Raw genomic sequence first — 17,823 nt, forward strand, 5'->3', positions numbered from 1 at the left:
CGTCGTGACCGGGCTTCCTGAGGCAAACCTCGATCGGTTCGTATCAGGTCGATGAACCGACCATTGACGGGCTAGCCCATGAACGTCCTTGCGGCTCACACACTGATCGCATTGGTAAACACCAACCGATTGCCAAACGGATCGCTGATCGCCATGTCCTGGCTACCCCAGGGCATGGCCTGGATCTGTGGGTGGGCGTAGCGGTATTGCTTGGCGAGCAATTGCTGCTGGAAGGCTTCCAGCTCGTCGGTCTCGATTCGCAGCGCCGAGCCCGGCGTGCAATCACCGTGATGCTCGGACAGGTGCAACACGCAATCACCACGCGAGACTTGCAGATAAAGCGGGAAGTTGTCACCGAAGCGGTGTTGCCAGTCGACGGTAAAGCCCAGGAAGTCGACATAGAACGCCAACGCCTTGGCTTCATCGAAGATCCGCAGGATTGGAGTGATTTTACCGAAGCTCATGGGTTGCTCCCTGGCTGAAAAGACCCAGTCTAGATGGGTTGAACTCATTGCTTCGGCCTTTATCCCGGGTTCTTTAGTGTCGCAGTGCCATTATCGTGACGCCAATTAAAGCGATATCAGGTGCTTGCGTGCGTTCAAACGCTACTCAATGGACTGAAATCCCCGGCGCAGATCGCCTTCGCGCGCCAGGAAACGTCCTTCCCTTTTGCCGTTCGCGTGCCCCTCGCGATAACTCAGGACGCCATTGACCCACACCCCATCGATTCCTTCGGCGGCCCGTTGTGGCGTGTTGAAATCAGCGACGTCGCGAACGGTTTGTGGATTGAACAACACCAGGTCCGCCCAGTGCCCTTCACGGATTTCTCCTCGCGCCTTCAGGCCGAAGCGCGCCGCTGAAAGACCGGTCATCTTGTGCACGGCGGTGTGCAATGGAAAAAGCCCAACGTCTCGGCTGAAATGGCCCAGCACCCTCGGAAAAGCGCCCCACAGACGAGGATGGGGAAACGGGTCCTCGGGCAGGCCGTCGGAGCCGACCATGGATAACGGGTGCGCGAGGATTCGTCTTACGTCGCTTTCGTCCATGCCGTAGTACACCGCACCCGCTGGTTGTAGGCGATGTGCTGCTTCGAGGAGCGACACGTCCCATTCAGCGGCGATGTCCGTCAGGTCTCGACCGCCCATGGGCGGATGCGGCGTCGACCAGGTAATGGTGATGCGATGGGCATCGGTTACTTGCTTGAGGTCCAGGGTCGAGGAGCTGGCCGCATAGGGATAACAGTCACAACCGACGGGGTGGATTTTCGCCGCGCTCTCCAACGCCGCGAGTACCTGCGGGCTTCGCCCCCAATTACCGGCACCGGCGCATTTGAGGTGGGAAATGATCACCGGACTCTGCGCATGTCGACCGATCTGGAAAGCCTCGTCCATGGCTTCGAGCACCGGTTCGAATTCGCTGCGCAAATGGGTGGTGTAGACCGCGCCGAACGCTGCCAACTCTTCGGTCAGTTGCATGACCTCATCGGTGGATGCACAGAAGGCATTGGCATAAGCCAGGCCAGTGGACAGACCCAGCGCACCGTCCTCCAGGCTTTCGCGCAGTTGCCGGCGCATGGCAGTGATTTCTCCCACCGAGGCCGTGCGCAACAAATCATCCAAGTGATTGCTACGCAACGCCGTATGACCGACCAACGCGGCCACATTGACGGCCGGCGTCGCCGCTTCTACCGCACCGCGATAGTCGGCAAAGCGCGGGTAGGCGAACGCCGGGGCCGCGCCGAGCAGGTTCATCGGATCAGGCGGATCGCCCCGCAGGCTGACAGGGGATGCGCTAATGCCGCAATTGCCAACGATCACCGTGGTCACGCCCTGGCTGAGCTTGGGCAGCATCTGCGGTTGGCGGATGACCACCGTGTCGTCGTGGGTGTGCACATCGATGAAACCCGGCGCCAGCACGCGGCCGGCGGCGTCGATTTCCTCCCGCGCGCGCGCTTCGCGCAACTCACCGATGCGCTCGATGCGACCGCCGTGGATCGCTACGTCGGCACGGTAGCCAGGGGTGTCGCTGCCATCGATGACCAGCGCATTGCGGATCAGTGTGTCGTACAGCATGTCAGTCTCCCAGCGGCAGGTGATCGTCGCCGCCACGGTAATCGTCCAGGGCGAGTTTGACCCGCCGCAGGCGTTCTTGATTGTCTTCGGGGTGTGCCAGCGCCAGCTCGGTGGCGAGCACGTCGATGGCCAGCAACATGCCGTAGCGCGCCGCCGTGGGTTTGTAGATAAATGGGGTTTCGGCGCCTTGCAGGGGCAGCACACAGCCTGCCAATTGGGCCAGTGGCGAGTCGGCGCGGGTGATGGCCAGGATCGGGGTGCCGTAGCTGCGTGCGAGTTCAACCGCACTTAACAATTCCGGCGTGATGCCGGTCAGTGAGCAGGCGATGACCAGATGCTGGTCGCTCAGCGAGGTGGCGGTGATGCGCATCATCACCGGGTCACGGCAGGCGGCAATCGGGTAGCCAAAACGCACCAGCCGCACTTGCAACTCCTCGCCGCACAGCGCCGACCAGCCACCGAGGCCGAACGCGTGGATCATCCGTGCCTTGCCGATCATCCGCACGGCATCGCCGAATCGCGACTCTTCGAAGCCCAACAGATGCTGGCGCAACGTCGTCTCGATATCGCCGACGATCTGACCATAAAACGCCGACTGTTCCGGCGCACCGGCAGGATCGAGGAAACGGCTGCCGACGCCGCTGGCCTGGGCCAGTTGCAGGCGCAGGTCCCGCAGGTCGCGACAGCCGACGGTGCGGGCAAAGCGCGACAGCGTGGCGCTGCTGACTTCCGCGCGCAGGGCCAACGCTTCCAGGCTGGCGGAGGCGGCAAATCCTACGTCGTCGAGCATCAGCCGGGCGATTCTTCCTTCGCCGGCGCTGAAGGAATCCTGGCGGGAGCGGATCTGGTAAAGGATGTCCATGACGGTTCCTTGCAATGGCGATCAAAGCACGCGCGCGAGCCCAAGGGTCAGGCCGAACGCGACCACTGAGATCAGCGTTTCGAGCACGGTCCAGGTCTTGAAGGTTTGCGCGACGGTCATATTGAAGTATTCCTTGATCAGCCAGAAGCCGCCGTCGTTGACGTGGGAAAAGATAACCGACCCGGCCCCGGTCGCCAGGACCAGCAACTCGGGATGGGGATAACCCAAACCGATCGCCACTGGAGCGACGATGCCCGACGCGGTGGTCATTGCCACCGTGGCCGATCCCGTGGCAACGCGCATCAACGCGGCGAACAGCCAGCCCATGACCAGCGGTGACAGTTGGAATTCCTGAGCCAGGCCGACGATTTGCTGGGTCACCCCGGCGTCCACCAGGATCCGGTTCAACCCGCCGCCGGCACCGACCAGCAAGGTGATGCTGGCGGTCGGCGCCAGGCATTCATTGGTGAACTTGAGGATCGATTCGCGATTGAAGCCCTGGGCCAGGCCGAGAGTCCAGAAGCTGAGGATGGTCGCCAGCAACAAAGCGATCACCGAGTTGCCGATGAACAGCAGGAACTGGTTGAAACCGCTGCCCGGCGTGGAGATCAGGTTGGCCCAGCCGCCGATCAGCATCAGGATCACTGGCAGCAGGATCGTCCCCAGGGTTATGCCGAAGCCTGGCAGATTGGCTCGCGGCTCGCGATCGAGAAATTGCCGCTCCAGCGGGTTTTCAGCGGGTAGCTGGATGCGCGGGACGATGAATTTGGCGTACAGCGGGCCGGCGATGACCGCAGTGGGAATGCCGATCAGGATCGCGTACAGCAAGGTCTGCCCCACCGAGGCCTGGAATGCCTGCACCGCCAGCATCGCCGCCGGGTGCGGCGGCACCAGCGCATGGACCACCGACAGGCCGGCGACCATCGGCAGCCCCACCATCAGGATCGACACGCCCACGCGCCGGGCGATGGTGAACGCGATAGGCACTAGCAGCACGAAACCGACTTCGAAGAACAGTGGCAGCCCAACGAGAAAGGCGATGCACACCATTGCCCAGTGGGCGTTGCGCTCGCCGAAGCGCTCGATCAACGTCTGCGCCATTCGCTCGGCCCCGCCGGACTCGGCCATCATCTTGCCGAGCATCGTGCCCAAGGCCACCACCAGCGCGATGTGTCCCAGGGTCTTGCCGACACCTGCCTCGTACGCCCCCACCACACCCGAGGGCGGCATCCCGGCCAGCAGCGCCAGGCCAATGGACACCAGGGTAATCACGATGAACGGATTGAGCCGGTAGCGCGCGATCAGGACGATCAGCGCAATAATCGCGATAGCCGCGTAGACCAACAGCCAATAACCGAAAGCAGGTGCCATGCGTGACTCCTCGAATGGGGTGACGTCGATGTGTTGTGAAACTCATAAATCATTTCGACCAGGAATTTTCAAACCAACTGAAAGTAATTTTCGCGCACAGACAAAAGATGTCGCTGACGGACATCGCGACATGGCGCTGATGAAAATCCGGCGCAAGACTTTCATCGTTCCGTGGCGAGGGAGCTTGCTCCCGCTGGGCTGCGCAGCAGCCCCAAATTCACCAGCACAATCGACCAACGGCTGTTCGCCCCGCACTCAATTCCGTACCATCCGCACCTGTTTTTACACCGCTTCCCCGGCAGCCGACTCTCCTTCGGCGCCCAGTCAGGTAAACCATGAAACCAGCACGTCTTCGCGCCGACGCCCTCGCCGGCCTCACCACCTCTTTCGCCCTGCTCCCCGAATGCATCGCCTTCGCCCTGGTCGCCCACCTCAACCCGCTGATGGGGCTGTACGGCGCGTTCATCATTTGCACGCTGACCGCGTTGTTCGGCGGTCGGCCCGGGATGGTGTCGGGCGCGGCGGGGTCGATGGCCGTGGTGATCGTCGCGCTGGTGGTCCAGCACGGTGTGCACTACCTGTTGGCGACGGTGCTGTTGGGCGGGCTGATCATGATGGCGTTCGGGTTGTTGCGGCTGGGCAAGCTGGTGCGCATGGTGCCGCACCCGGTGATGCTGGGCTTCGTCAATGGCTTGGCCATTGTGATTGCGCTGGCGCAACTGGAGCATTTCAAGCGCGACGGCGCCTGGCTGAGCGGCGCCCCGCTGTACCTGATGGCGGGCCTGGTGGCGCTGACCATGGCCATCGTCTACCTGCTGCCGCGCCTGACCCGCAGTGTGCCGCCGGCCCTGGTGGCCATCCTCGGCGTCGGCCTGGCGGTCTACCTGCTTGGCCTGCCGACCCGGACGCTGGGCGACATGGCGCACATCGCTGGCGGCTTGCCAGCTTTCGCTCTGCCGGACATTCCCTGGAACCTGGAAACCTTGCAGATCGTCGCGCCCTATGCGGTGATCATGGCGATGGTCGGTTTGCTGGAAACCCTGCTGACCCTGAACCTGACCGACGAAATTACCGAGAGTCGCGGCTATCCCGATCGTGAGTGCGTGGCGCTGGGTGCGGCCAACATGGCCTCCGGGCTGCTGGGCGGCATGGGCGGTTGCGCGATGATCGGCCAGACAATGATCAACCTCAGCTCGGGCGGACGCGGGCGGTTGTCGGGGGTGGTGGCCGGGGTGATGGTGTTGCTGTTCGTGTTGTTCCTGTCGCCGCTGATCGAGCGCATTCCACTGGCGGCGCTGGTGGGCGTGATGTTCGTGGTGTCGCAACAGACGTTCGCCTGGGCTTCGCTGCGGGTGGTCAACAAAGTACCGGTGAACGATGTGCTGGTCATCGTTGCAGTGACGATCATTACGGTATTCACCGACCTGGCCGTCGCCGTGCTTTGCGGGATCATCATCGCGGCGCTCAATTTCGCCTGGCAACAAGCCCGGGAGCTTTACGCCGATGCACACCTGGAAGCGGACGGCAGCAAGCTTTATCACTTGCACGGCACGTTGTTCTTCGCCTCGACAACCCAGTTCCTCAACCAGTTCGACCCGGCCAGCGACCCAGCCCTGGTAACGGTCGATTGCCGTCACTTGCGCTTCGTCGACTACTCCGCCGTCGCCGCGCTGATGACCCTGCGCGAACGCTACAGCAAGGCCGGCAAGCATCTGCGAGTGTTCCACCTGTCCGAGCGGTGCAAGCGAATGCTCAAGCGAGCGGGTGTGCAGCACGACTGACAACATGCCGACACAAGCTCGCCCCCACAGGGGTTTTGGGGTGGGCGGAGACCAGGTGATTGTCGGAGGTCAAATGTGGGAGCGAGCCTGCTCGCGAATGCGGTCTGCCCGTCAAAGCTGATGTTGCCTGGCCCTACGCTTTCGCGAGCAGGCTCGCTCCCACATGGGGGCCTGATTGCGCTGGCATTACCGGTGTGACTCACACCATCTCATGAAGAATCCATTCCTCTACCGACGTCCGCCTCGGCGTCCACCCGAGCAACTCACGGGCATTCGTGCCGCGCACACGACTGTTGGAGCCCAAGCCATAGTTGGCCATTTCATACCCCCACTCGGCCTCGGCCTCCGCCAGCGGCCAATCCTGTGGCGCGTCGAGATTCATCGCACGGGCCATCACGGTGGTCATTTCGATAAACGACGCTTCGCCACTTTCAACGAAGTAGAACGTGCCGGGCCGGTTACGGGTGAGCGCCAATGTGTACAGCTCGACCACATCCTCGATGTGCACGTTGGACCAGATGTTCTGCCCAGGCCCGACATGCCGCACCACGCCACTCTTACGGGCCTGCTTGAGCAGGCGCGGCACTTGCACGCTGTCACGCTTGACGCCCAGGCTGTGGCCATAGATCAAGGTGTTGCAGATGACCGCCGAGTTCACACCGTGCTTGGCCGCTTCAAGGATCAGATTGTCGATGGCGACACGGGCAGCCTTGTCGGCGGTGGGTTGTGGCAGGTTGTCTTCGTGGTAGATGTCATCGCTGGCGCGACCGCCCGAAGCATCGCCAACAATGCTCGAACCGCTGGTGTGCAGCAGAACCTTGTTCGATCCCTTGAGGGCTTCGACCAACGCCTCGGCTGCACCACGATGGTCGCTGCTGGCGGCATTGATCACCGCGTCGGCGGCACGGGCCTGCTCGGCCAGGAGCGCGCGGTCTTCCAGGGTACCGATAACCGGCGTGATGCCCAACGCGGTCAACTCGTTGGCTTGCTCGACACTGCGCACCAGGCCGGTGACGTGATGCCCGGCCCGCACGAGGCCAGTGGCAATGGAACCGCCGATAAAACCGGCAGCCCCGGTGACGAATACGTTCATGGATAACGCCTTGGGAAGCTAAGTGATGGGACGAGTATCGAGGGCCAGTCCGTGCCGAAACAGCCCACATTGCCCAAATCACTCTTGCCTTGAAGTCACGAATCAGCCCTTGAAATCTCGCGAAGCGTATTCGGCGAGCTTGCCTTGGATGAAGTCCAGGAAACACTGGATCCGCAAGGCCAATTGGGAGTTGCGGTAGTACACCGCATTGATCGGCTGGCGATAGCCGCTATTGGAATCGACCAGCAACACCTTGAGCCGACCGGCACGAATGTCATCACGGGTCATGAAATCCGACAGGCAGGCAATGCCCTGCCCTTGCAGCGCCAGGTGACGCACCGTTTCACCACTGGACGCGCTGATGGCCGGCTGGATCGGCCAGCGGTCGCCATGGGTGTGGCGCAGCGGCCATTGATTGAGGCCGTCGTTCAGGGCAAACCCCAGCAGCGAATGTTCCGCCAGTTCGGCGACGCTCGCGGGCGTGCCATGGGCCTTCAAGTAAGCCGGACTGGCGAGGATGTGCAACGGGCTGCAACCCAGCGAGCGGGCGTGAAGCGTCGAGTCCGTGAGGGTGCCGATGCGGATGGCGACGTCGGTGCTCTGTTCGAGCAGATCGATGATCAAGTCGTTGCTGTTGAGCTCCAACTGGATGTCCGGGTAGAGCGTGCGGAACTCGTCGATGTGAGGAACGATGGCGTGGAGCATGAAAGGCGATGCGGCGTTGATCCGCAAGCGCCCGGCAGGGTTCTTCTGGCGGGACGACAAGCGCTCTTCCAGCGCGTCCATCTGGTCGAGAATGCCCTTGGCCTGTTCGAAGAAATACCGGCCCTCTTCGGTCAGGTCCATGCGCCGCGTGGTGCGGTTGATCAACGTGGTGTCGAGCTTGGCTTCCAGGCGCGACAAGGTGCGACTGACCGCCGAAGGCGTCTGCCCGACCTGCTCGGCGGCAGCGGAGATCGACCCGCATTCGATCACGCAGACGAAAATCTGCAACTCGTCGGACCTGGCTTTCACAGACATCCTCTCGATGGAATGCACACCCAATGTGAAGGATGCTTTTGTGGCGAGGGAGCTTGCTCCCGCTGGGCGCGGAGCGACCGCTTTTGGGAGGCGCTTCGCACCTCAGCGGGAGCAAGCTCCCTCGCCACGGTTACACCTTCGTTTCAGGTGAACCCTGATACTAACGGATTATCGCGAAAGGCCGAACACCTCGGCCAAATGCCGCTCATACCGCGCCACATCGTCTTCGATATTCGGGCGCTTCATCACGTCCACGCACAGGAACGTTGGCAGGCCGGTCATGCCGAGAAACTGGTTGGCCTTGTGGAAGGGAAAATACACGGCGTCCACGCCCTTGGCCTCGAAGAAATCGGTCGGGTCATCGAACGCTTGCTGCGGGGCGTTCCAGGTCAGCGACAACATGTATTGCTTGCCCTGCACCAAACCACCGCTGCCGTATTTTTGCGACGCATCGGAGCGAGTGCGGCCGTCGCTGGCATAGAGGCTGCCATGGCCCTCCGTGAAGACTTCGTCGATGTATTTTTTCACGGTCCACGGGGCCCCCATCCACCAGCCGGGCATCTGGTAGATGATCACATCGGCCCAGAGAAACTTGGCGACCTCTTCCTTGATGTCGTAGCCACCGTCAATGAACGTGGTTTTCACATCAAGGCCACCACGGTCCAGGACGCTCAGCGCGGCGTCATGAAGGGTGGCGTTATAGCGACCGTCGGAATGGGCGAATTGTTTACCGCCATTGAGCAGCAGGACTTTTTTCATCGGGAGCCTCATCGGTTCCACGGCGCGGCCGCTAGGGGCGTCGCCGAGTGGAAGATTAAAAATGATGGCGGCAGGGTACCGACGAGCTTCGCGCGGAATAAGCGCCGCAACGACAAAACTGTTTTGATCCAGATGCACGAATAAGCGCCTGATTGTTGCCTTAGAATCCTCCGCACTTCCAATCCAGGAGCCTACCCTGATGAGTGATTTGCACGGTTTCATCCTGCACGCCAAGACCCGCCCGGAAAAAGCCGAAGCCTTCGAAGCGTTGTTCCGCGCCTACGTCGAACCGAGTCGCGCCGAACCCGGCTGCATCGAATACCACATGCTGCGGGATCAGCAGGACCCGACGCTGTTCATCTTCTATGAAATCTGGGCGTCCCAGGCTGATCTGGACGTGCACTCGAACCTGCCGCACATGAAGCAATTCTTCGAACAACGCATGGAATACCTGGAGCGCGATTTCGAGATTCGTCGCGTCGACATGCTCAGCCGGTCCTCGGCTAACCGCTGACCAGCAGATGGCCGCCGAGCACACCGAGGCCAATGAAAAATACCCGTTTGAACAGCACGGCGCTGATCCGCTGGCGCAGCCATTGCCCGAGCCACATTCCCAGCAACGCCGGTATCAGCGCCAGCAACGATGCACTCAACTCGCCGCCGCCCAAGGCGCCTCGCCACAACAGTCCGGCCGCCAAGGCCAGTGTTGAAACGGTGAACGACAGGCCCAGGGCTTGTACCAGCTCATCTCTGTTCAAGCCCAACGCCTGGAGATACGGCACCGCCGGAATGACGAACACACCGGTGGCTGAGGTAATCACACCGGTGAGCAACCCGCAAAGCGGAGCAAGCCAGCTTTCCTGCCCGGCACCGACCCGCAACGTCGGTAAAAACAATCCGCTCAATGCGTACACCATCAGCGCGGCGCCCAATCCCCTTATTGCCCAGGCCCCGCCCACCATGCCGATCCACAGCGTACCGAATCCGGTGCCAATGAAAATTGCCAGCAGCAACGGCCACAGGCGCAGGACAAGCCCCCGTAAATGCCCGCCATACGCCAATTGCCAGACGTTGGTCAGGGTCGCCGGAATGATCAGCAACGCCGCAGCCTGCGTCGGTGCCATAGCCAGCCCGAGCAAACCCATGGCGATCGTCGGCAGGCCGAGGCCGATCACGCCCTTGATCGTGCCGGCCAGCAGGAAGGTACCGATGACCAGCAGGGAAAGGGCCGGGCCGAGGTTTTGGTAGAACGCGATGAGGGTGTCCATGGGGTTATCGTGCGCCCGGGGCGTTGGTTTGGAAATGTGCCATATACTGAGGGTGCCTCTTTTCCGGCAAGAGGCTAAGACTCTGTTGACGCTACTGGCGCCATCGCGAGCAAGCTCGCTCCCACAGGGGATTGCGTTCCAAACTGTGGGAGCGAGCTTGCTCGCGATGGCGATGAACCAGTCACCACGGCACTTGAAACAGGACCCTGCCTCATGCACTTCGACCTCACCGACCTGCGCCTCTACCTGAATATCCTCGACGCCGGCAACATCACCGCCGGTGCAGCCCGCAGCCATTTGTCCCTGGCCGCGGCAAGCGCTCGAGTTCGCGCCATGGAGGCGTCCCTGGGCATCGACTTGCTCGAACGCGGGCGACGTGGCGTTACCCCAACACCGGCCGGCAAAGCCCTGGCCCAACATGCCCGAACCCTTTTGCAGCACACCGAACATCTGCAACAAGACCTGGCCGAATACGCCAGAGGCGTCAAAGGCCGGGTGCGGCTGCTGTGCAACACCAGCGCCATGACCGAGTACCTGCCGGAACCGCTGGCCGATTTTCTCAAGGCCCATCCGAACCTGGATATCGATTTGCAGGAGCTGCCCAGTTCACGCATCACCCACGCCCTGCACCAAGGCGCGGCGGATCTTGGGATCATTTCCGACGCTGTGGACACCGCCGGCCTACAGGCCTGGCCTTTTCGCGACGACCCGCTGGTATTGATCCTACCGGCCGGACACCCACTGGCTGACGACCGAGCCGTGCGTTTCAGCGAGACCCTCGGGCACGACTATGTCGGCCTGAACGCCTCCAGTGCCCTGGCGATCCACCTGGAAGAACAGGCCCTGCACATCGGCTCACGCATGCAGATCCGCATTCGCGCCGACGGTTTCGACGGGGTGATTCGCATGGTCGCGCACGGTGCGGGCATCGCCATCGTGCCGAAGGCGGCCATCGACCGGCGCCCGCCCGAGCCTGCGTATCACTGTATCCCGCTGCAAGAGGCATGGGCCCACCGGACGTTGCTGCTCTGCGCCCGCCACTTCGAAGGCCTGCCTGCCTATGCCAAAGCCCTGGCTCGGCATCTGGCTGATTGATGCGCGCTTCTGGATAGCCCGGTGTCGAGCACAGGCATCTGCCCACTCTTGCTCCGCGCTAGGGTGCAGGTTCTTTCTTGCGCCTTTTCCGGAGCTCACATGACCGCACCCATCACCGTCCTGCGCGACACCCATCCGTTGCCCGTACTCGACGCCTGCAAATGGGAAAAGCTTGAAGGCGATCCGCATACCGTCAACCTCAACGCCTATACCAGCGAGGACGGCAGCAAGATCATGGGTACCTGGATCTGCACGCCCGGCAAATGGCGTGTGGACTATGTGAAGTGGGAGTACTGCCATTTCCAGGAAGGCTATTGCGTGATCACCCCGGACGGCATGGCACCGATCCATCTGCGGGCCGGTGACATCTTTGTCGTCGAGCCGGGCATGAAAGGTACTTGGGAAGTGGTCGAGACCGTGCGCAAATATTTCGTGTTTGCCTGAAACAAAAAAGCCGAGACCACCTGTGGCGAGGGAGCTTGCTCCCGCTCGGTTGCCCTGTAGGAGCTGACGAGTGCAACGAGGCTGCGATCTTTCCCAAGACACTTGAGTTCCACGTTGCGCAGCAACCGCCAACAAACAGGGCTGCTACGCAGCCCAGCGGGAGCAAGCTCCCTCGCCACAAAAGCCTCTCGATATCACAGGTTTACTGCGGCTTGCGATAGCTGTTCACAATTGCCGAGAAGTCCTGGCCACCCTCGCCCCGCTGGCTCATCGCCTGATACAGCTGCTGCGCCACCGCCCCCAATATCACCGGCTGACGGGCCTGACGCGCCGCTTCGGTGGCGAGGCCCAGGTCCTTGAGCATCAAGTCCGCGCCGAAACCGCCGGTATAGCCACGGGATGCCGGCGCCGTTTCGATCACGCCGGGCCACGGGTTGTAGGTATCAGAGCTCCAGCATCGCCCGGTTGAACTGTTGATGATGCCGGCCAGCACCTGGGTGTCGATCCCCAAGGCATCGCCCAATGCCATGGCTTCGCTGACACCGACCATGGAAATCCCCAGCAGCAGATTGTTGCAGATCTTGGCGATCTGCCCGGTGCCCACTTCGCCGCAATGCACGATGTTGCGGCCCATTTGCGCCAGCACCGGTTGCAGGGTGGCGAACAGCTCGTCCGTGGCGCCAACCATGAAGGTTAGCGTGCCCGCCGCCGCGCCGCCGGTACCGCCCGAGACAGGCGCATCGGCCATCGCCACCCCTTGCTTCGCCGCGGCAGCCGCGACGTCGCGGGCGGTCTGGGGGTCGATGGTGCTGCAATCCACAGCCGGCGTACCGGCGGCGATACCGGCCAACACCCCATCCTCGCCCAGCCAGACGCTGCGCACATGGGCAGCGGCGGGCAACATGGTCATCACCAGCGCCGCGCCCTGGGCCGCGTCGCGGGGCGAGGCGCTGATGGTGCCGCCCAACGCCGCCAGTTCAGCCAGCACCGCCTGGTTCAAGTCGAACAGGTTCAGCGAATGGCCGGCCTTGAGCAGGTTGCGCGCCATGGGTGCGCCCATGTTGCCCAGGCCGATAAATGCAATGTTCATGTCCGGCTCCTCAACGCAGATTGATGGTGGTGTTCACACCGTCATTGACGCTGTCGTCATCGAACCAGCGTGCGGTCACGGTCTTGGTCTGAGTGTAGAACTGCACCACTTGTTTGCCGTAAGGGCCGAGGTCGCCGAGTTTCGAACCACGGGAACCGGTGAAGCTGAAGAACGGTACCGGGACCGGGATCGGGATATTGATGCCCACTTGGCCGACGTCGATTTCGCTCTGGAATTTTCGCGCCGCCGCACCGCTCTGGGTGAACAGGCCGGTGCCGTTGCCGAATGGGTTGGCGTTGACCAAGGCAATCGCTTGGTCCAGGGTGTCGACTTCCAGCACCACCAGCACCGGGCCGAAGATTTCTTCGGTGTAGATGCGCATGTCGGTGGTCACGCCGGAAAACAGGGTCGGGCCGACAAAATTGCCTTGTTCGAAGCCCGGCACGCTGATGCCACGGCCATCGAGTTCCAGCTTCGCCCCTTCCTTCACCCCACTCTCGATCAACTCGAGAATCCGTGCCTTGGCCCGCTTGGAAATCACCGGGCCGACGTCCGTGCCCGGCTCGCTGCCGGCGTTGACCTTGAGTTTCTGTGCCAGGGCCTTGAGCTCCGGCAGCCACTGTTTGGCCGCGCCCACCATCACCACCACGGAGGTGGCCATGCAACGTTGCCCCGCCGCGCCAAAACCCGCACCGACCAAGGCGTTGAGGGTCTGCTCACGATTGGCATCAGGCAACACCACCGCGTGGTTCTTGGCGCCCATCATCGACTGCACGCGCTTACCATGACGACCCGCCAGGTCATACACGTGGGTACCGACCGCCGTCGAACCGACAAAGGAAACGGCCTTGATGTCCTTGTGGGTGCAGAGCGCATCCACCACGTCCTTGCCGCCGTGCACCACGTTGAGCACACCCGCCGGTACGCCGGCCTCGATGGCCAGTTCCACCAGGAGCATGGTCGACAAGGGATCCTGTTCCGACGGCTTGAGCACGAAGGTGTTGCCGCAGGCGATGGCCATCGGGAACATCCACAGCGGAATCATCGCCGGGAAGTTGAACGGCGTGATGCCCGCGCACACCCCGATCGGCTGGCGCAACGTGTAGGTATCCACGCCCCCGGCGACGTTCTCGGCAAACTCGCCCATCTGCAGGGTGCCGATGGAGCAGGCATGCTCGACCACTTCCAGGCCACGGAAAATATCGCCCTCGGCGTCGGCAATGGTCTTGCCTTGTTCGGCGCTGAGCACCGCGGCGATGCGCTTGGAATGCTCGCGAATCAAGGCCTGGAGCTTGAGCATGATGCGCATCCGCGCACCGATGGGCGTCAGTTTCCAGGTCTGGAAAGCACGCTGGGCGGCAGCGATGGCGGCATCGACTTCCGAAGCCGTGGCGAACGGAACCTTCGCCAATACCTGCTGGGTGGCCGGGTTGACGATGTCATGCCATTCGTTGGATTGGGATTCAACCCACTCGCCATCGATCAACAGTCTGACGGTTTGCAGGGCAGTGTCGCTGGGCGTAAGGGAAACGTTCATGCTGGCCTCCGGGATTGTTCTTATAAGAGAGCGCTGGTTCAGCAACGACCAAGGTGAACGGACACCTTGGTGAGAAGATGGTTTTTGGAGTATAGATGTGCAAACTTCTAATAAGAACGCACATAAAGTCCGGTCCATCATGCAAAAAAACATCACCTCCCTGGGGTCGCTGAATTGGGATGACCTCAAGTTTTTCCTCGAAGTGGCCCGTACCCGCAAGGCCAGTACGGCCGCCAAGCGCCTGGCGGTCGACTACACAACTGTGTCGCGACGCATCAGCTCGCTGGAAGCTTCACTGGGTACGCTGCTGTTCGAGAAATCCCGGACCAACGGTTTTGTCCTGACGGCTGAAGGCCAGCGATTGCTGGGCTACGCCGAATCGATTGAAAGCACGCTGCACATGGCTTGCGAACAGGTTTCAGGCTCCGGCGTCGCGCTGTCGGGCCATGTGCGCATGGGCTGCACGGAAGGCTTCGGCAGCTTTTTCATCACGCCGCAACTGAGCCACTTCGTCGATGCCTACCCGGCCATTTCCGTGGACATCCTGCCGCTGCCGCACTTCATCAGTCTCTCCAAGCGCGAAGCCGACATCGTCATCGCCCTCGAACGCCCAGAACACGGCCCGTACGTATGCTGCAAGCTGTGCGACTACCGACTGCAGCTCTACGCCACCCAGCAATACCTGGACAACCACCCGCCCATCCACCGTCCGGCGGACTTGGGCAAGCACTCGTTCATCAGCTATGTGGATGACCTGGCCTTCAGTTCCGAGCTGCTTTACCTGGCAAACGTGTTGCCCGGCGCGCATGCCCACCTGCGCAGCACCAGCGTGATCGCGCAATTTGTCGCGGCCCAACAGGGGCGGTCGCTGGCGATCCTGCCGTGCTTCCTGGCGGCCCAGGACCCGCGCCTGTTGCCGGTGCTGCCGGAGGAAATCACGGTTACCCGGCAGTTCTGGATGTACTGTAGAGAAGACCTCAGGAAGCTCAAGCGGATCACCCTGTTGTGGGATTACATTCGCGAGGTGACTGAACAGAACCGGCTGTTGCTGATGGGCGACAGCCGGGAGATGGTGTTTGCCGATTAGTCGGCAATGACCACGATGGCGACGCGGCGGTTTTCGGTGCGGCCGCTGGCCGTGTCGTTGGATGCGACGGGTTGGCTGCTGCCCAGGCCGCGCAGCTGGACGTTCTCTTCTCGCATGCCCACGCCTGTCAGGACCTTGCCAACGCTGTTGGCCCGGCGTACCGACAGTTGTTCGTTATAGGCTTGGGAGCCTGATGCGTCAGTATGACCGTCGACACGTACTCGCTCGATACCCGCGCCCAGCAGTGCCTTGCCGATCCGCTCGACAATTTCGGTACTGACCGGATTGAGGCTTTCCACGTCGCTGCCAAACAGCACTTTGCCGGAGAGACCGAAGGCCCAGCCCTCCTCCGTCAACTTGAAACCCTGCTCCTTGAGGACGGCGATTTGCGCTGGGGTCAAGCCTTTCGGCGGTGTGGTCTGGCACCCGGCGAGGGTAAAAACGGCGATCAATAAAAATGCTGCGAATCGCAGCAGGGGGAAACGAGCATTTGAACGCATGCAATCAGCTCCTGGTTTGAAGATCCGCGACCGGGTGCTCCGACCCTGCCGTGTGTTGGCCGCCTCGGGCGAGGCGTTTGGCCTGGTACATCGCCGCATCGGCGGCACTCAGCAAGGCGCCCGGCGTGGCACCATGTTCGGGAAAAACCGCGATACCGACACTGAGGGAGGTCAGGACGGAGGCATTGCCGGGCAACTGAATCGGCATGTCCATGCTGGCAATGATTTTTTCAGCGATCCGCTCGGCATCCTCGACCTTGTGCAGCGGCGTCAGCAGCACGGCAAATTCATCGCCCCCCAGGCGCGCGACCAAGTCATTCTCTCGCAACTGCGCACGCACCCGGGTCGCCACGGCAGTCAGCACCGCGTCGCCGGCAGCGTGGCCGAAGTTGTCATTGATGCCCTTGAAGCGGTCGCTGTCCAGGTACAGGACAGCGACCTGCTCGTCGAGCTTGCTGGCATTGCGCAAGGCGCGGATCAATCGACCTTCGAAGAATGCCCGGTTCGGCAACCCGGTCAAGCTGTCGTGGCTGGCCTGGTGCGCCAAGGTTTCGTTTTCACTTTGCAGGTGGGTCTGCCAGGACTCCAGTTCGGCAAGCAAGGCGTTGAAGTCGTTGCCCAGGTTGTCCAGCTCAGCGATGGCGGCCGGCGGCACGCGGCGATCCAGAGCGCGCTCGCAACGCGCCGCGTGAGCCACTTCAGCCAGGCTGCGCAGCGGCCCGGTAATCGAGCGCAACTGGCGTCTCGCCAGATACAGCGCGACCCAGGCGCTTATCGCCGTACATAAAACAATGCCCGCCAGGCCACTGAGCAAAAAGCGCAACAGGCTTCCGCCATGTCCCGCCAACAAGATTCTGCCGATATTCTGTCCTTGGTGGACGATGGGAAGGCTGATCGGTTTTTCCAGGAATGCCTTCGCAATATGCAATTCCAGCCCCGACAAGAGACCGGTGTCCGGTCGCTGCCAGTGAGCCAGAAGCCGACCGTGCTCGTTGAATATCTGCGCATCGGCGACTTCTTCGGTGGCGGCAATCAGTGCCAGCGCTTCCGTGGCGGCGGCCGCGTCATCAAACACCACGGCGGCTTCCACGGTGTAATTGATTGAACGGGCGATCAAATGCAGGTTGTGATCGGCGTAGACCCGCAACGCGAGCACGCCAAGCAACGTCAACGAAATGCTGGCCATGGAGATCGCCACCAGCGCGACGATCAAATGACCGCGACCGATGACCGAGCCCAACGTGGGACGAATTCGTGATTTTGACGAACTCATGGGACGGCCGGCCTGCGACGTGATAGCTGGAGAACGCTCGGATGGATTCGCACGCCACTGCGCGCCACCGAATCAAGGTTGACCTCGAACGAGACCTGTTCATCGCCGACCCGCAGGCAAAACAGACTGCCCACGGTGCATTGGTCTCCCCCCTCACTGATGCTCAACACAGGCTTGCCAATCAATGAGGCGAACAGGCGCGAGCGTTCATCGCTGGTCAGCCTGCCGATGTAGACGGCGTTGCAGTCGTTGGCGATGCCAGGATGATCGGCCAGCACCCGTTGCACGGACACCGGCCGGCCCGTGGCCTGGGTCGTACCTTTGACAAGCACATCGGTGTATTGGGTCGGGCCAACGATGCAGAGCTGTAGTTGTGTCGGCTCCACAGGCCACCGGGCATAGCTGAGGATACCCAGCACGACCTGGGTGACCGCTTCGGCGCGCTGGTCGGCTCGGTCGGTGGCGGCCTGTTCTTGAGCGCCCACCACGAATGACAGCACCCACAGGAAGCCGGCAAGCACATGAGGCTTCCAGTCCTTGCTGTACGCTGCCCCCCGAACTGCCACCATCC

At 62.0% G+C, this 17,823-nt stretch carries 18 protein-coding genes; 5 read left to right on the forward strand and 13 right to left on the reverse strand.

Going from position 1 to position 17,823, the window contains the following annotated elements; genetic code table 11:
- Nucleotides 1-95 precede the first annotated feature (95 nt).
- The 4 genes from M8Q45_RS21095 to M8Q45_RS21110 form a co-directional block, all read right to left on the reverse strand.
- Complete coding sequence (locus M8Q45_RS21095) at nucleotides 96-464, reverse strand: glyoxalase superfamily protein (protein WP_030139730.1); 369 nt, start codon at nucleotides 462-464, stop codon at nucleotides 96-98.
- A gap of 141 nt (nucleotides 465-605) precedes the next feature.
- Complete coding sequence (locus tag M8Q45_RS21100) at nucleotides 606-2,072, reverse strand: N-acyl-D-amino-acid deacylase family protein (protein ID WP_249876243.1); 1,467 nt, start codon at nucleotides 2,070-2,072, stop codon at nucleotides 606-608.
- A 1-nt stretch (nucleotide 2,073) separates the two neighbouring features.
- Nucleotides 2,074-2,934, reverse strand: a complete 861-nt coding sequence (locus M8Q45_RS21105) for a MurR/RpiR family transcriptional regulator (RefSeq protein ID WP_249876244.1) — start codon at nucleotides 2,932-2,934, stop codon at nucleotides 2,074-2,076.
- A gap of 21 nt (nucleotides 2,935-2,955) precedes the next feature.
- Nucleotides 2,956-4,305, reverse strand: coding sequence for a GntT/GntP/DsdX family permease (locus tag M8Q45_RS21110; protein WP_249876245.1), 1,350 nt, complete (start codon nucleotides 4,303-4,305; stop codon nucleotides 2,956-2,958).
- A 335-nt stretch (nucleotides 4,306-4,640) separates the two neighbouring features.
- On the opposite strand from M8Q45_RS21110, the gene M8Q45_RS21115 reads away from it, so the two are divergent.
- Entirely contained in the window at nucleotides 4,641-6,086 is a 1,446-nt protein-coding gene (locus tag M8Q45_RS21115) for a SulP family inorganic anion transporter (protein WP_249876246.1), read from the forward strand.
- Between the two features lie 199 nt (nucleotides 6,087-6,285).
- On the opposite strand, the gene M8Q45_RS21120 is transcribed toward M8Q45_RS21115, so the two are convergent.
- From M8Q45_RS21120 to mdaB, 3 genes are all read right to left on the reverse strand, one after another.
- A complete protein-coding gene (locus M8Q45_RS21120) occupies nucleotides 6,286-7,179 on the reverse strand; it encodes an NAD-dependent epimerase/dehydratase family protein (RefSeq protein WP_249876247.1) in 894 nt (297 codons plus the stop codon).
- A gap of 102 nt (nucleotides 7,180-7,281) precedes the next feature.
- Entirely contained in the window at nucleotides 7,282-8,193 is a 912-nt protein-coding gene (locus M8Q45_RS21125; protein WP_249876248.1) for a LysR substrate-binding domain-containing protein, read from the reverse strand.
- A 174-nt stretch (nucleotides 8,194-8,367) separates the two neighbouring features.
- Complete coding sequence (gene mdaB, locus M8Q45_RS21130; protein ID WP_249876249.1) at nucleotides 8,368-8,958, reverse strand: NADPH:quinone oxidoreductase MdaB; 591 nt, start codon at nucleotides 8,956-8,958, stop codon at nucleotides 8,368-8,370.
- Nucleotides 8,959-9,157: 199 nt separating this feature from the next.
- On the opposite strand from mdaB, the gene M8Q45_RS21135 reads away from it, so the two are divergent.
- The gene (locus M8Q45_RS21135; protein WP_249876250.1) at nucleotides 9,158-9,472 is read left to right on the forward strand and encodes a putative quinol monooxygenase; all 315 of its coding nucleotides are present in this window, start codon (nucleotides 9,158-9,160) and stop codon (nucleotides 9,470-9,472) included.
- On the opposite strand, the gene M8Q45_RS21140 is transcribed toward M8Q45_RS21135, so the two are convergent.
- Nucleotides 9,462-10,226, reverse strand: a complete 765-nt coding sequence (locus M8Q45_RS21140; protein ID WP_249876251.1) for a sulfite exporter TauE/SafE family protein — start codon at nucleotides 10,224-10,226, stop codon at nucleotides 9,462-9,464. The genes M8Q45_RS21135 and M8Q45_RS21140 overlap by 11 nt on opposite strands.
- 213 nt (nucleotides 10,227-10,439) lie before the next feature.
- Here M8Q45_RS21140 and M8Q45_RS21145 point away from each other — a divergent pair, with 213 nt between their 5' ends.
- Both M8Q45_RS21145 and M8Q45_RS21150 read left to right on the forward strand, forming a co-directional pair.
- Nucleotides 10,440-11,321 carry a LysR substrate-binding domain-containing protein gene (locus M8Q45_RS21145; RefSeq protein WP_249876252.1) on the forward strand — a complete coding sequence of 294 codons (882 nt, stop codon included), beginning with the start codon at nucleotides 10,440-10,442 and terminating at the stop codon, nucleotides 11,319-11,321.
- A gap of 99 nt (nucleotides 11,322-11,420) precedes the next feature.
- On the forward strand, nucleotides 11,421-11,765 hold the full coding sequence (locus M8Q45_RS21150) for a cupin domain-containing protein (protein WP_003177747.1): 345 nt from the start codon (nucleotides 11,421-11,423) through the stop codon (nucleotides 11,763-11,765).
- 202 nt (nucleotides 11,766-11,967) lie between these two features.
- On the opposite strand, the gene mmsB is transcribed toward M8Q45_RS21150, so the two are convergent.
- Nucleotides 11,968-12,855 (reverse strand): 3-hydroxyisobutyrate dehydrogenase, encoded by an 888-nt coding sequence (gene mmsB, locus M8Q45_RS21155; protein ID WP_249876253.1) that lies wholly within the window; start codon nucleotides 12,853-12,855, stop codon nucleotides 11,968-11,970.
- Between the two features lie 10 nt (nucleotides 12,856-12,865).
- Nucleotides 12,866-14,392, reverse strand: a complete 1,527-nt coding sequence (locus M8Q45_RS21160; RefSeq protein ID WP_249876254.1) for a CoA-acylating methylmalonate-semialdehyde dehydrogenase — start codon at nucleotides 14,390-14,392, stop codon at nucleotides 12,866-12,868.
- Nucleotides 14,393-14,531: 139 nt separating this feature from the next.
- Here M8Q45_RS21160 and M8Q45_RS21165 point away from each other — a divergent pair, with 139 nt between their 5' ends.
- Nucleotides 14,532-15,479, forward strand: coding sequence for a LysR family transcriptional regulator (locus M8Q45_RS21165; RefSeq protein WP_030139717.1), 948 nt, complete (start codon nucleotides 14,532-14,534; stop codon nucleotides 15,477-15,479).
- Here M8Q45_RS21165 and yfiB read toward each other — a convergent pair.
- From yfiB to yfiR, 3 genes are read right to left on the reverse strand one after another with little or no spacing between them, the layout of a single operon-like run.
- Entirely contained in the window at nucleotides 15,476-15,979 is a 504-nt protein-coding gene (yfiB, locus tag M8Q45_RS21170) for an outer membrane lipoprotein YfiB (protein ID WP_249876255.1), read from the reverse strand. The genes M8Q45_RS21165 and yfiB overlap by 4 nt on opposite strands.
- 4 nt (nucleotides 15,980-15,983) lie before the next feature.
- Complete coding sequence (dgcN, locus tag M8Q45_RS21175) at nucleotides 15,984-17,252, reverse strand: diguanylate cyclase DgcN/YfiN (RefSeq protein WP_249876256.1); 1,269 nt, start codon at nucleotides 17,250-17,252, stop codon at nucleotides 15,984-15,986.
- A complete protein-coding gene (gene yfiR, locus M8Q45_RS21180) occupies nucleotides 17,249-17,821 on the reverse strand; it encodes a regulatory sequestration protein YfiR (protein ID WP_249876257.1) in 573 nt (190 codons plus the stop codon). The genes dgcN and yfiR overlap by 4 nt, the downstream gene beginning before the upstream one ends.
- Nucleotides 17,822-17,823 lie beyond the last annotated feature (2 nt).

It is taken from the genome of Pseudomonas sp. T1.Ur (genome assembly GCF_023516725.1).
GTDB lineage: Bacteria > Pseudomonadota > Gammaproteobacteria > Pseudomonadales > Pseudomonadaceae > Aquipseudomonas > Aquipseudomonas alvandae.